This is a genomic window from Paenibacillus sp. FSL H7-0350 (genome assembly GCF_038593195.1).
GTDB lineage: Bacteria > Bacillota > Bacilli > Paenibacillales > Paenibacillaceae > Paenibacillus_AQ.
Map to the genome: position 1 here is coordinate 1 of NZ_CP151972.1, position 13815 is coordinate 13815.

At 54.0% G+C, this 13815-nt stretch carries 17 protein-coding genes; 15 read left to right on the forward strand and 2 right to left on the reverse strand.

The features are described 5' to 3' along the window. Positions 1-288: 288 nt before the first annotated feature. The 5 genes from NYE24_RS00005 (at position 289) to NYE24_RS00025 (ending at position 3379) form a co-directional block, all read left to right on the forward strand. Entirely contained in the window at positions 289-876 is a 588-nt protein-coding gene (locus tag NYE24_RS00005; RefSeq protein ID WP_083677754.1) for a putative ABC transporter permease, read from the forward strand. Positions 877-1240: 364 nt separating this feature from the next. Then, positions 1241-1528, forward strand: coding sequence for a hypothetical protein (locus NYE24_RS00010; RefSeq protein WP_342477716.1), 288 nt, complete (start codon positions 1241-1243; stop codon positions 1526-1528). 55 nt (positions 1529-1583) lie between these two features. Beyond that, positions 1584-2060, forward strand: coding sequence for an NUDIX domain-containing protein (locus tag NYE24_RS00015; RefSeq protein ID WP_342477717.1), 477 nt, complete (start codon positions 1584-1586; stop codon positions 2058-2060). Positions 2061-2086: 26 nt separating this feature from the next. Then, positions 2087-2467, forward strand: coding sequence for a DUF2809 domain-containing protein (locus tag NYE24_RS00020; protein ID WP_342477718.1), 381 nt, complete (start codon positions 2087-2089; stop codon positions 2465-2467). A gap of 120 nt (positions 2468-2587) precedes the next feature. Next, entirely contained in the window at positions 2588-3379 is a 792-nt protein-coding gene (locus NYE24_RS00025) for a lipid II flippase Amj family protein (RefSeq protein WP_342477719.1), read from the forward strand. A gap of 14 nt (positions 3380-3393) precedes the next feature. Here the strand turns inward: NYE24_RS00025 and NYE24_RS00030 are convergent, their stop codons facing one another. Continuing rightward, positions 3394-4218, reverse strand: a complete 825-nt coding sequence (locus NYE24_RS00030; RefSeq protein ID WP_342477720.1) for a hypothetical protein — start codon at positions 4216-4218, stop codon at positions 3394-3396. A gap of 301 nt (positions 4219-4519) precedes the next feature. On the opposite strand from NYE24_RS00030, the gene NYE24_RS00035 reads away from it, so the two are divergent. Genes NYE24_RS00035 through lepB form a run of 10 tightly spaced genes read left to right on the forward strand, consistent with a single transcriptional unit; the run spans position 4520 to position 13506 of the window. Next, entirely contained in the window at positions 4520-5521 is a 1002-nt protein-coding gene (locus NYE24_RS00035; protein ID WP_076154572.1) for a beta-ketoacyl-ACP synthase III, read from the forward strand. After that, complete coding sequence (locus NYE24_RS00040) at positions 5511-6728, forward strand: ATP-grasp domain-containing protein (protein WP_342477721.1); 1218 nt, start codon at positions 5511-5513, stop codon at positions 6726-6728. Before NYE24_RS00035 ends, NYE24_RS00040 begins: the two co-directional genes overlap by 11 nt. Next, entirely contained in the window at positions 6725-7717 is a 993-nt protein-coding gene (locus NYE24_RS00045) for an SDR family NAD(P)-dependent oxidoreductase (RefSeq protein WP_342477722.1), read from the forward strand. Before NYE24_RS00040 ends, NYE24_RS00045 begins: the two co-directional genes overlap by 4 nt. Beyond that, positions 7714-8568, forward strand: coding sequence for an MBL fold metallo-hydrolase (locus NYE24_RS00050; RefSeq protein ID WP_342477723.1), 855 nt, complete (start codon positions 7714-7716; stop codon positions 8566-8568). The genes NYE24_RS00045 and NYE24_RS00050 overlap by 4 nt, the downstream gene beginning before the upstream one ends. After that, complete coding sequence (locus NYE24_RS00055) at positions 8565-9881, forward strand: F390 synthetase-related protein (RefSeq protein WP_342477724.1); 1317 nt, start codon at positions 8565-8567, stop codon at positions 9879-9881. The genes NYE24_RS00050 and NYE24_RS00055 overlap by 4 nt, the downstream gene beginning before the upstream one ends. Then, a complete protein-coding gene (locus NYE24_RS00060; protein ID WP_342477725.1) occupies positions 9878-11023 on the forward strand; it encodes a GNAT family N-acetyltransferase in 1146 nt (381 codons plus the stop codon). The genes NYE24_RS00055 and NYE24_RS00060 overlap by 4 nt, the downstream gene beginning before the upstream one ends. 34 nt (positions 11024-11057) lie before the next feature. Beyond that, positions 11058-11660 (forward strand): CDP-diacylglycerol--glycerol-3-phosphate 3-phosphatidyltransferase, encoded by a 603-nt coding sequence (pgsA, locus tag NYE24_RS00065; RefSeq protein ID WP_342477726.1) that lies wholly within the window; start codon positions 11058-11060, stop codon positions 11658-11660. Between the two features lie 15 nt (positions 11661-11675). Continuing rightward, positions 11676-12548, forward strand: a complete 873-nt coding sequence (locus tag NYE24_RS00070) for an SDR family oxidoreductase (RefSeq protein WP_342477727.1) — start codon at positions 11676-11678, stop codon at positions 12546-12548. 33 nt (positions 12549-12581) lie between these two features. Next, positions 12582-12983, forward strand: a complete 402-nt coding sequence (locus NYE24_RS00075; protein WP_036695108.1) for a DUF4265 domain-containing protein — start codon at positions 12582-12584, stop codon at positions 12981-12983. 25 nt (positions 12984-13008) lie between these two features. After that, positions 13009-13506 carry a signal peptidase I gene (gene lepB, locus NYE24_RS00080; RefSeq protein ID WP_076154588.1) on the forward strand — a complete coding sequence of 166 codons (498 nt, stop codon included), beginning with the start codon at positions 13009-13011 and terminating at the stop codon, positions 13504-13506. On the opposite strand, the gene NYE24_RS00085 is transcribed toward lepB, so the two are convergent. Beyond that, a complete protein-coding gene (locus tag NYE24_RS00085; protein ID WP_036695106.1) occupies positions 13503-13802 on the reverse strand; it encodes a Dabb family protein in 300 nt (99 codons plus the stop codon). The two genes, lepB and NYE24_RS00085, sit on opposite strands and share 4 nt — an antisense overlap. Positions 13803-13815 lie beyond the last annotated feature (13 nt).

Consider the following 13815-nt stretch of genomic DNA (forward strand, 5'->3'; position numbering starts at 1 on the left):
TGGGGTGGTGGGTCTTTTTTTGTCAAAAACCCAGTCTGCAGCGCATTTTCCGATATTTTTATTTTCGTATTAAACCGAACACAATGTGCTGGCCCAAAGGCAGGAAGTTTTATTAGCATGCTGATGGAGAAACATGAGGAACCGCCTGAAAATTGAATAAAACAGCAGCATCTTAACAGGGTCAGCCATGTGCAGGTCCGCCAGATATTCCCGTCATAATGTCCGGTTCTTGGAGACATACTAGCTCCAATTGGAAAATAATTGGGACCGGAGGCGGGAATAACTACGATGACACCTTTACTTTTACAGCAAAGTTACAGTATGGTGGCTGCGGCAAGCCCCTATCTGTTCTATTTCACTGTATATTCGTTCTTGGGATGGGTCCTTGAAGGCAGCTATAACCTCTACAGCACTGGGACCTTTCGGAAAGAAGGCTTCCTCAAAGGGCCATTCAAGCCGATGTATGGCTGCGCACCGCTGCTGCTGCTGGCAGCACATGAAATTAGGCTTTCCTTTCCGATAATCCTGCTGCTTGCGTTGATTGTCCCCACGGCGGTTGAATATGTCAGCGGCTGGCTGCTTAAGGGGATTTTTCATAGACAGTGGTGGGATTATTCAGGGATGCCGGTTCAGCTGCAAGGGCATATCTGCCTGAAATTCTCGCTGTATTGGTGGGGACTGTCACTACTTTGCCTCTATGGCCTGCAACCGCTGGTAAACTTCCTCTACCTGTATTTGGAACGGGTATGGATACCAGTGCTGCCCATCGCCCTGCTGCTATTCACAGCGGATCTGCTGTGGACCTTCCGCACCCGCCGACGCGGGCTGCAATTACTGGATCATCTGTTGGAACCACCAGAGCTTGGCGAAGGTTGAAGAGTTAGTGAAGAGTGGAAACATGAAAATTACAAAGAACCCACAGATATCTCCGCCTTATGGCTGGAGATATTTTTGCGTTATATAACCTTTTGCTATCACAATTGTACGTCAGACAAGGAATATCATACAACCATGTCAAATATAGTGCTAACCCGGTTTATCCATAAACCGTGGAGCGGGAGGGAACATGAACAACTTTTTCAGCAAATACAGCCGGGCTATTATAATTCTTGAAACGCTACTTATTGCGGTACTCTCACTATTGCTGATACGGGAAGTCAACAAGCCTGTCCCTCTGGTTAGGGATCAGCGGAACTTGATTACACATTTTGATCAGCTGGATTTGGACAGAATTACAGAAATGATACATAGATTTAAGGAAGGCAAGGGAGATAACTTCACCATGCTTCAGTGGGGTATTGACAGCGGGCCGTATATTCATGATTTCTACAACGATGGCAGGGTACTGCACTGGACGGTGGACAATAGCCGGGACTGGGCAGGAGACGGTGGGAAGATTGAATATGTGTGCAGGGCGATCCGGCTTGCTGAGACTGAGGAATACTATAGGGTAGAGCTGACGGATTGTGAGAATCAGCCGGATGATTTCGTGGTTTATCCGGTTTCTTTCCGCAAGGATGAGCTGTAGGCTGGAATTAAGAATGATATGGGGACTAATCGAATTCAAGTCAGGAGGAAGCTTTATGTCAATGTCTGAGTATTACCGGGAGCTGCGCGGGAAGGCCGGCAAGGGGCTGTTAATGATGCCTTCTGTAGCGGCTGTAGTAAGAGATGAACAGGATCGGATTCTGCTGATCCGCAAAAAGGATGAGACCTTATGGGGGCTGCCGGCCGGAGCAATTGAACCTGGAGAGACCCCGTCCAGGGCGCTGCGCAGAGAGGTGTTCGAAGAGACCGGCTTAATGGTTACGCCTGAACAGATAATCGGCGTATTCGGCGGTGAGAAATTCAGATATGAATATAGCAATGGGGATCAGGTAGAGTATACGGTTATTGTATTTGAATGTGTCATTGTTAAAGGCCAGCTCAGGAGCCTGGACGGGGAGGCGGAAGAGCTGAGATTCTTCAAGGAAGATGAACTGCCCGGGCTAACAATCCCTTATCCCCCGAAGCTGTTCGTGCGGGATGCAGCTGCGCCGCGGAAGGTTATATTTGATTGATGAAGGAGTGGTTACGATTGCGGATTTTGAATTTACAATCCAGAATGATCTACTGCGGCGCAGTACTGCTAGCCATTGTGCTGGGTCTTGGAACCAGGGCATACGGGAACTCGCTGCCGCACTTTGTCAGCGAACACTTTGGGGATGCGATCTGGGCAGGGATGATCTATCTTGCTTCCCGGGTGCTGCTGGTCCGGCATCCGCTATGGATGTCGCTTGCCCTTAGCCTGGGCTTCAGCTTCGGAATTGAGTTCAGCCAGTTCTATCAGGCAGAGTGGATTCTGAATGTGCGTGCTACAACCCTTGGCGGCTTGATTCTGGGCCACGGCTTCCTCTGGGTTGATCTGGTCCGGTATACGGCCGGAATCCTGTTTTGCTGGTCGGTTGATCAAATCTTACAAAATTGATTCTGGATTATATAGGAAGAAGAATATATATTAAGTGAGGCGATCCGGTCTGTAATAATCTGGAACAAGCATGCCGGTCATCTGCCGAATGCTGCCTGATTTGGAGATGAGTAACCGTAAATGACGAACAGTTTAATGGTGGTATGTCTGTTGACTCTGATTATTCATACGGCGGAAACCTTGTCGTATTCGGTGCGTTTTGCCGGTGTGAAGCTGAACAAGATCGCTATCGCCTTATCCCTGACCGGAATTATCGTGCTGGTCTCCAGAACCGCAAATATGGTACAAGGCCCCTTAACGGCGAAGTTCGTTGATTATGCCAAAGCTGACGACAGCTTCCCGCTGCTCAACTATCTGCGGATTATTATGCTGGCATCTTCACTGGGTACATTGATCGCCATTGCGTTGTTTCCGACCTTCGTAGGACTGTTCGCAAGAGTGATCTCCAAGCTGGAGATCGAAGGCTCCATCCCCAAGCTTCTGACGAGTGTAACAGTCAGCCAACTTAAGAATACGCGCAAATATATCCGCAGACCGAAAGTCAGGCTGAGCAGCTTCCGTTATCTTGGAATTCCCAAGCGCTTCATCGTGATGAATGTCTTCGTGACGGCTTTCTACACGGTAGGCGTGTTATCCTCGATGTATGCGGCCAAGCTGTTGCCGGCGTTCAGCACCACTGCTTCCCAGGCATCGGGCCTGATTAACGGGATAGCAACGATACTTCTGACGGTGTTCATCGATCCGCAGCTGGGAATTATCACCCATAAGGCAACGGAGAATGCGGAATACCGTGACCAGCTCGGGAAGATCTATGTACTCCTGATGGGCTCGCGTTTCCTGGGATCTCTGCTGGGCCAAGCCCTGCTGGTACCGGGTGCCTTCATCATTACCTGGCTGGTGAAGCTGCTCTGACCCTCATGAATAAGCTACTTCGGCAGCTTCAGCTCTGCGGCACGGAGCGCCGTGCTGATCTGTTGCTCCCAGCTGTATAACTGTCCGGCCATGGTACGGATCTCCTTCATCCGGTTATAAGACAGCTTCATTGCAGCCGCAGCCTGGGTGGCGTCCCCCGCCTGGACAGCGGCTTTGTAGTGCTTGTCGGCCTCGGTTCTCTCTGATTGTGCGGCTGAGAAAAGCTTGTTCTGGGCGGCAATCTGCTTCTTGAGCAGGGGGATCGGGGCAAGGGCATCCTTAGCCGGCTTGTTCTTCGCAGCAGTTAACGCTTTGGCTTCTGCCAAGGCTGAGGCGGCCTTCTTCACTTCAGCCCGTGCTGCGGCAGCGGCAGCCTTCAGCTTATTGCGCTTCAGCTCAAGCACAGTGGCACTCTTCAAGTTATTTGCCTTACGGGCAGTGGTAATCTGTTTACTGAGAGCAGTGTACTGGTCCAGGAGCGGAGCATGCTTCTTCTGCACGGCTTCCGAGGCAGACTTAAGCTTGGCGAGCTGAGCGGCGTTAGTAGCTTGAAGCTGCTTGTTCACGGCGGCAAGGGCAGTGTTATTCTGCTTGCGCAATTCCTGATTCCGCTGGAGGTCAGACTTCAGCGATGCCTGTAGACCCGTATAGTCTGTGTACAGATTATGAATCTCGTCCAGCGCAGTATCCCACCCGGAATCGGCAGAGACACCGGACAAGGGATAGGTCCACAATGACAGTATGATCATCAGCACAGCCATTCTTCGTACAGTTCTCCCCGACAAAGGTGTAACAACTCCCTCACTTCTCCAATTCGTGAAGCTCGTGAATCTAAACATTGACTTCAGCTCCTCTGATTGTTCATTTTGGCAATAGACACAAAGAAGCACCTCCAAGAAAGGCATGAACTGCCTGTCCTGCGAGGTGCTTCTCCCGCTTAATGTGTGTTACCTGTGCATTTACTATAACCCCGGTGAACCTGCATAGTCAAGCATTTTTAGGAACGTTAGTTCGCGGAATGGGAATTTTATCTTCTTTTTTGTATATGACTCTGCCGGAAAATCTAGTAGAATATATCTGTAGTTTACAATAATATATAAAGTTCGACATCTTGGTACTCACAGGAATGGGAGATGCATTATGCAGCTTAGACATGTGAAAATAAAAGGAACAGGCAAATATTTGCCGGAGCGTGTAGTTAGTGATGCAGAGCTTGATAAGATCCTTGGCACAACACCGGGCTGGGTGAACAAAATCACCGGCGTCGGCACCCGTCATTACGTGGGAACCGATGAAACCGCCTCCTTCATGGGCGCAAGAGCCGCTGAAGCAGCCCTCGCCGACGCAGGCCTCAGCTTCAGTGAGGTCGATTGTCTGGTATGTACGAGCGGAACCAAGGAGCAGCCGCTGCCGAGTACCGCTGTGTTCATTCAGCAGGCCATGGGGCAGGCAGATTCCGGTGTCCCGGCTTTTGATATCGATGCGACTTGTCTCAGCTTTCTGGTAGGGCTTGATGTGATGTCCTACATGGTGGAAGCGGGCAGATATAAGAATGTGCTGCTGGTGGCTACTGAGATTGCATCCGTAGGGCTGAACTGGCAGGATAAGGAGAGCTCAGCCTTGTTCGGTGACGGAGCGGCGGCAGTGGTGATCGGGCCTGCGGAGGCCGGAGATTCCTCGCAGATTCTCCATGCCTCCCTCAAGACCTACAGCAGCGGGGCGCGTTATTCGGAGATTGCCGGAGGCGGGACCAGACTGCATCCCCAGAATTATACAGCCGAGGATGCGCTGCCTTATCTGTTCCATATGGATGGACAGGCCATATTCCGCAAAGCGTCCAAGCTGCTTCCGGATTTCATTGCTGACATGCTGGGCGCCACAGGCAATAAGATGGACGACTTCGCGCTGGTCATTCCCCATCAGGGCAGTGCAATGGCTATGCGTCTCCTGCGTAAAAAGCTGGGTATTGCCGAGGACCGCTTCCTCGACAATACCGCAGGCCATGGCAATACGATTGCAGCATCCATCCCGATGGGGCTGCATGAAGCGGTCCGTCAGGGCCGTATATCGCGCGGAGACCGGATCATGCTGATCGGCACGGCGGCAGGGCTGTCTCTGGGAGGCATGATTATTGAGTACTGAGGCCCGTCGTATTCTGATTACCGGCGGACGCGCTCCGGTGGCCCTGGAGCTGGCAAGGCTGTTCAAGGCGGCGGGCCACCGGGTATACGTGGCAGAAAGTGCTGAGTATCATCTGTGCCGGGTATCCTCTGCCGTCGAGGCCAGCTTCCGGGTGCCTGCCCCAAGACATCACCCGCAGGCCTATGTCCAGCGGCTGGCTGCGTTAACGGAAGAGCTAGGCATTCACTGCCTGATTCCGACCTGTGAGGAGATTTTCTATGTCTCTGCCGGTCTTGAGCATCTGACGGGGTGCCGTGTACTTACATCAGACCGGAGGATTCTGGCCGGGCTGCACCATAAAGGGGAGTTCATGATTCTGCTCCGTTCGCTCGGCTTCAAGGTCCCGGACACGGTGCTGATCAGCAGTGCAGAAGAATGGCGGAGAGCTGTCAAGCAGGCAGCGGAGAGGGGGGAGCAGCGGGTCTACAAGCCCGCATATTCCCGCTTTGCCTCTAAGGTCATTCTCCCGGATAAAAGATCCGCTTCAACGAATCCGTATAGCCGCGTTTCGGAGGAAATAGATCCACCAGACGGACTATCGGCCGAGGCTCCCTGGGTGTCCCAGGAGTACATTCAAGGCAGAGCTGTTTGTACGTACAGCATACTTCACGGAGGCACAGTTGTGGCGCATGCTGCGTATGACTGCAGGTACAGGACGGGGCGCAGCGGGGCCAGCGTGTATTTTGAACCGTTGGAGCATTCTGCAGCTCTGGAATGGGTCCAGCGGTTCGCTGCAGCAACCGGCTTCAGCGGCCAGATCGGATTCGATTTCATCGAACCGGAGAACGGGATGCTGTATCCGATTGAATGCAATCCGCGCGCAACAAGCGGTATTCATCTGTTCACGCCAGAGGAAGGGCTGACGGAGGCTCTCTTGAATCCCGGTCTGCTCGTGCAGAGCGGAACAATTATTATTCCGCGTTCAGCCCGCACAGCCATGCTGACACTGCCCATGCTGGGCTGCGGGCTGAAGCCGGGACCCGGGGGCCTCCGCAGCTGGCGGCGGGCGCTGCTTGGAGCAGCAGACGTGATCTACCGCAGGGATGACCGCCGCCCTGCCCGCGAGCAGTTCCGCATAGTATACGCCGCCTGGAAGACAGCCAGGCGGCAACGCATCTCAATCACAGAGGCGTTAACAGAAGATATAGAATGGAATGGTGAGGCATGACCAAAGCGCTGGTAACAGGTGCAACCGGATTTCTTGGACGGCATACCGCCCGGAGGCTGGCCCGGATGGGCTGGGAGGTCTACGCGCAGGGACGCAACCCGGAGCAGGGGAAGCAGCTGGAGCTGGAAGGTGCAGTGTTCCTGGCAGGGGATCTGCGTGACCCGGAGACTGCCTATAGCTTTTGCCGGGAAATGGATGTGGTGTTCCATTGTGCAGCCTTGTCGTCCCCCTGGGGGAAATACAAGGAGTTCTATACATGCAATGTGGAGGCGACAAGCCATATAGTTGAGGGGTGCAAACGGCATGGCGTAGGAAGGCTGGTTCATATCTCCACGCCCAGTGTGTATTCCAGCCAGCGGCCCCGCCTCGGCATCCGGGAGAGTGATCCGCTTCCCGGGCGTCCGGCCAATGCTTATGCCGCAACGAAGCTGATTGCCGAGCAGGTTGTCCGTCAGGCAGCTGGAGAAGGGCTTGCCGCCTTCATGCTCCGGCCCAGAGCCATATTCGGCCCGATGGATAACGCCTTGTTCCCCCGGCTGCTGGCAGCGAATGAGAGTAAGGGGGTGCCGCTGATGAATGGCGGACAGGCGAGGCTTGATCTCACCTGCGTAGATAATGTAGTCGATGCCATGCTGCTCTGCTGTGAAGCCCCGGTCTCTGCAACCGGCAGCGTATACAATATTACCAATGGTGAGCCGCTAAGGTTCGAAGAGCTGGTTACCCGGCTATTCTCACTACTCGGGCTGCCGCTGCACACCCGTCGGTTGCCCTACCCGGTAGCTTATACCGCAGCGGCCCTGATGGAGGGGATCTACAAGGTACTGCCTATCCCAGGTGAGCCGCTGCTGACCCGTTATTCTGCAGCCGCACTCGGTATCTCCCAGACACTGGATATTACACTGGCCCGTGAGCAGCTGGGTTATCAACCGCGTATAACAACAGACGAGGGACTTCGCGCCTTTGCAGAATGGTGGAGGGAACAGCAATGATTACAGAAATTCCAGTTGGATTATCTATATTGTCTGCGGGCTATTGCCTGCATCCCGAGCGGCTGACGCTGCGCGGAGGCACACTGAAGCCGGTTGCCTTCCCGGCGGGTTATGCCCTGATCCGGCATCCGGAATACGGTCCCATCCTGTTCGATACAGGTTACAGCGCGCGTTTCTTCCAAGAGACAGCAAGTCTGCCAGCCTCTCTATACCGCAAGATCACTCCGGTTGTCTACAAGGAGGAAGAGAGTGCAGTGCGGCGGTTGCAGGCAGGCGGGATCTCGCCGGAGGAGGTGCGGTATGTGGTGCTGTCGCATTTTCATGCCGACCATATCGGCGGGGTACGGGATTTTCCGCAGGCGCAGTATATTTATTTACAGAAATCTTACGATGCCGTATGCGGGCTGGGTCCTGTGCGGGCTACGAAGGCGGGATTCCTGCCCGGGCTGCTGCCGGAGGATTTCAGACTCCGCTCCATTCCTGTGGATGAAGCTTCGGTGAAGCGTGCACTGCCGCAAGGCCTTCCGTTCACGGAAGCCTATGATCTGCTCGGAGACGGCAGCCTGCTGGCGGTTGAACTGTCAGGCCATGCCGCCGGAATGATCGGCATATTCGTCTCCACCGGCGAGCATGATTATCTGCTCTGCGCAGATACGGTCTGGTCGAGCCGGGCGTTCCGGGAGAACCGCAAGCCGCACCTGGCAGCAGGCCTGATCATGTCCAGCCGGACAGAATACCACCGCAATTTCGAGCGGCTGCGTCAGCTGCATGAACAATTTCCCCTGCTTCGGATTGTGCCCAGCCATTGCCGCGAGGCGCTTGCGCACTGGGGAACGGGAAGTGTGACATGAAGCGGATCAGGCTGGTGATTACCCATTACATTCTCACCAAGTGGGGCAGACGCTGGAAGAACCGGGCAGCACTTGAGCAATGGCAGGAGAAGCGTATCCGGCTCCATGCAGATAAGGTGAGGCAGCACTCGAAGTTCTACAGGGAGCTGTGGGGAGGCATTCCGTCCAAGGATTGGCGGAGCTTCCCTGTAATCGGGAAGCCGGAGATGATGGAGAATTTCGATCAGCTCAACATAGCTGGCATTACGAAGGAGCAGGCCTTTGCCGAGGCCTATGAAGCGGAGAACAGCAGGAACTTCAAGCCTACGCTGCAAGGCGTCACCGTCGGGTTATCCTCGGGAACCTCCGGCAACCGGGGGATTTTTCTCGTGGGAGAAGAAGAGCAGGCTGCCTGGACCGGTACGGTACTGGCGAAGCTTTTGCCGGGGGGACTGTGGAAGCGGGCGAGAATTGCTTTTTTTCTGCGGGCAAACAGTAATTTGTATGAATCTGTGAAGCAGGGGCGGCTGCAGTTCCGGTATTTCGATCTGCTGGAGCCGCTTCCCCGGCTCTTGACCCGTATGAAGGAGTACCAGCCGGATATCTGGATTGCACCGCCATCCATGCTGCGTCTGCTGGCTGAGGCACAGCAATCAGGTGAGATGAATCTGCATCCCCGCCGGATCATTGCGGTTGCGGAAGTATTGGACCCGCTCGACAGGCAGCAGATTGAGCAAACCTTCGGGCAGAAGGTGCATCAGGCTTATCAGTGTACCGAGGGCTTCCTCGGAGCTACCTGCAGTCACGGGACGCTGCATCTGAACGAAGATATTGTACATATCGGCAAAGAAATGCTGGATGAACAATCACGCCGGTTCGTGCCCATCGTGACCGATTTCTCCAGAAGTGTGCAGCCCATCGTCCGCTACCGGCTGAATGATATTCTGACCGAAGCGGCAGAGCCATGTCCCTGCGGTTCACTGTTCACGGCCATTGAGCGAATCGAAGGACGCTGCGATGATATCTTGTATTTGCCGCATGCCGCAGAAGATACTATGGTCACGGTATTCCCTGATTTTGTTACCCGGGCTGTACTGGCGGCTTCCGCAGACATTGAGCATTACAGGGTCATCCAGCACAGCCTGCTTGAGCTAGAGATCTCCTATCGTACACAGACAGGCACCAATCAAGGCACGGAGCAGGAGATTATAGCATCACTGATGCGCTTGTTCGCGAGGCTGTCCTGTATCCCTCCGCAGCTGACTTTTACCGACTACAACTTCGTGCCCGGAACTGTGAAGCTGCGCCGTGTGGAGAGGGGCTGGAAGCCGTGAAGGACAGGATAACGCAGTATGAACGCGATTCTGTTACGGGGCTGGTCTGGCCGGATACGGAGTATGGGCGGTATGCCCGGGAGTATCTTACACCGCTGCTGGAGCGGGGAGCGCAACCTTTTATCGATAATGTGAGTACAACTGTTAAGGTGCTGACCATCGATGGGCTGCCGGTTCCGATTACCGTCAACGAAGCAGACTATGACAATTCCTATGTGTGCTCACCCTATACCCATTATGTCAGTTATGCACGTGAGGAGCTGGCCTTGCTCAATAACCGGATGCTAGAGGGCCTATTGTCGCTAATGCTCACAGGAATGGGCTGGATGCTGCGGCAAGCACGGTTCAACCGGGTGGTTCAGGTGAATAACTGGCTGCTGTCCACCAATCTGTATCCTGCCTTAAGTGCGGAACAGCTGACGGCGATACTCGATTACCTCCGCCAGACTTATCCGGGGTATACCTTAATCTATCGTTCGCTTAGCCGGGAGACCTCGGGAGACCTCATTGCCAGACTGCAGGGGTATGGCTGCAAGCTTGTTCCAAGCCGGCAGATCTATCTGCTGCATCCGAATACCTCCGGCTCGAAGGCCAGATGGCTGGTTAAACGTGACAGAAATTTGCTGGCAAAGCACGGATATACTGAGGTTGGTCCGGAGGAGATCACGCAGGAGGATATTCCCCGGATCGTGGAGCTGTACAGACTGCTGTATATCGATAAATATTCGGCCTATAATCCGCAGTTCAGTGAAGCCTATATTGCCCTGGCGCTGGAACGGAGGACCTTGCAGATCTACGGTCTGCGCAAGGAAGGAAGGCTGGATGCGGTGCTGGGCTTCTATGAGCGGGAGGGCGCGATGACTGCGCCATTGTTCGGTTATGACACGAGTCTGCCTCAGTCCCTAGGACTCTACCGTATGCTGTCCGCCGTTCTGATCGGGCTTGCAGGCAGAAGGGGACTATTACTGCACGAGAGCTCCGGCGTCGGCCAGTTCAAGCGCAACCGGGGAGCGGCTGGAGCCACTGAATATTCGGCTGTGTATGACCGGGGCACCTCGCTGTTGAACCGCTGCGGCTGGTCCATCCTGGAGCTGCTGCTCCGGCGGATCGGCATGCCGCTTATTCAGAAGCTGAAGCTGTAGGCAGGAACCATGAATGTGAGACAGGAGGCAGAAGATGAACTTAGCTAACCGTATTACCTTGTTCAGGATATTGCTGATTCCGCTGTTTATTGCGCTTTTTCCCATTTACCCGGAAGCCTGGGTCAACCAATTCCCGATCCTGGCATACTTAGAGATACATGGTGTTTTTTATGCAGCTATAGTTTTTATTATGGCTTCTATAACAGACAAGCTGGACGGGTACGTGGCGAGAAAATATAACCAGACTACCAATTTAGGAAAGCTGCTTGATCCGTTGGCAGATAAGCTGCTTGTTGCTGCCGCGCTGATTCTAATGGTGAGTTTGCAGATGATTCCTTCTTGGATTGCTTTTTTAATATTGGCGAGGGAAGTTATAATGATGGGTGTCCGTATCGCCGCTTCAGCGCAGAAGGTAGCTCTGGCAGCCGATAAATACGGCAAATGGAAAATGGTCCTGCAAGTTGCTGCAATCTCGGCAATTCTTTTGAACAATGCGCCCTTCAGCCTGTTTACTTCCTTCCCTGTTGACCTAACCCTGATGTATGGTGCATTAATCATTACCGTATACTCGGGTTACAACTACATTAAGAACAATTATCAGCTGCTGCAATTGGAGACTCATACATCACATCATTAAAAAAGGAGGTGCCCCATGAACACTAATCCAAGCCAGCCCCTGGGGCATGAACCGGTTGCGCTGATTACCGGGACCTCCAGCGGATTCGGGCTGCTGACGGCAATTACGCTGGCTCGCAGAGGGTACCGGGTCATTGCCACCATGCGGGATCTTGGCCGCAGCAAGGAGCTGGTTCAGCAGGCTGAGCAAGCGGGGGTGCGGGAGCGCATTCATCTGCTGGCACTGGATGTCACGGACGAAGCTTCGATTGCGTCTGCTGTTCAGGCTAGTCTTGAGCTCGCCGGCAGAATTGATGTGCTGGTGAACAACGCCGGCTTCGCCGTAGGCGGATTCGTGGAGGAGGTCAGCATGGAGGCATGGCGAGGGCAGATGGAGACTAACTTTTTTGGCCTGATTGCCGTAACGAAGGCGGTGCTTCCTCTAATGCGGGTCCAGCGCAGCGGCCTAATCATTAACGTGAGCAGTGTCAGCGGACTGAGCGGATTCCCGGGCTATGGTCCGTATGCCGCCTCGAAGTTTGCGGTGGAAGGGTTCAGCGAGAGTCTGCGGCAGGAGATGCTCTCTTTTGGCGTCCGCGTTGTACTGGTTGAACCGGGCTCCTTCCGTACCCCCATCTGGGACAAAGGGATTACGGGTATGCACAGAAATGAAGGCTCCCCGTATCACACCAGGCTTGAGGAAGTGCTGCGGTACTCCCGGCGCGCGTCCGAGACGGCTCCAGATCCGCAGGAGGTAGCTGATCTGATTGGACGGATCACTGCCAAACGTGCACCGAAGCTGCGCTATCCTGTAGGCCGGGGCTCGCGGGTGCTCATGATCGCCAAGGCCCTGCTTCCCTGGAAGGTGCTGGAGGGGATTATCTCCAAATCACTGCGGGCAATGAAATGATAGCATGACAGAACAGAATAGGGGGGGATGCTTTTGCCGGGAACGGTTGGATTACATATATGCTTTGATGAGCAAGGCCGGGAGATTGAGGTGCTGGATGTGACCCGGGTCGACAAGGACACCTACCGGATTGAGGAGACGCCGATTTTTAACCCGGGGATTGCGCTTGGCGACATTATCCGGGTGAGTGAGCGTGAGGGGATCGCGTATTACATTGAGACGGTGAAGAAGTCCGGGCTTGTCCGGTATGCCTGGCTGCTGAGCAAAGAAACGGCGGCTTCCGGCGAGATCCGCAGCTTCACGGAGCGGGTTACAGAGCATGGGGGCAGATGGGAGCAGATCTTCGGGGGACTGCTGGTGATTTATTTGCCTAAGCACTCTGCTGTAGACGCGGAGCAGGAAATGTCGCGGATTATTGAGCATTTTGAAGGCTAATTATACGAATCTGAGGTGAAGGGAATTGAAGAAATTCTTGAAACAGTGGGTGCCGAGCATTGCCATTGGCATTATTCTATCCTTATTTATCCGTACCTACGTAGCGGAAGCAATGCGTGTGCCTACCGGCTCGATGATTCCGACTATAGCGATTAACGACCGGCTTGTGGTGGACAAAATGCTCTGGAATACCTCGCTGAAGCATGGCGATATCGTGGTGTTCCATCCGCCGGTTGCCGAAGATGCGCATAAAAGATATGTAAAACGGCTGATCGGTCTGCCGGGCGATGTGATTGAGATCAAGGAAGGCAAGCTATACCGCAACCATGAGACTATTGCCGAGCCGTATCTCCAGGAAGCGATGACCTATACCTTCGGGCCGGTCACCGTTCCCGCAGACCATTATTTTTTCCTGGGCGACAACCGTAACGTCAGCTATGATGCTCACTTATGGGAGACTCCGTTCGTAGACAAGGATGCGCTGATCGGCAAAGTACTGTTCGATGTGAACCAGTTGTTCTAAATCGGGTAGTCGACCACCACAACGTTCTCCAGGATTCCCTCCAGCATGGATACGAACTTCTGATGGGCCGGATGAGGCCCGTAGGCACGCAGGGCTTCCTGACTCTCAAAGGTCACGCGGAGCCCCAACGTATAGCCGTGGACATTCTCCTGCTCCTCGGTCACATTAACGCCTGCTGTAAGGTCGATGATGCCGGGGATTTGCTTTTTTAGCGCCAGCAGTGCTTGTAACAGGTCTTGCTCCTGGATTGGTTCGAATTGCTCTTTGAAGCGGAAGACGACGAGATGCTCATACATAATGGATTGATCC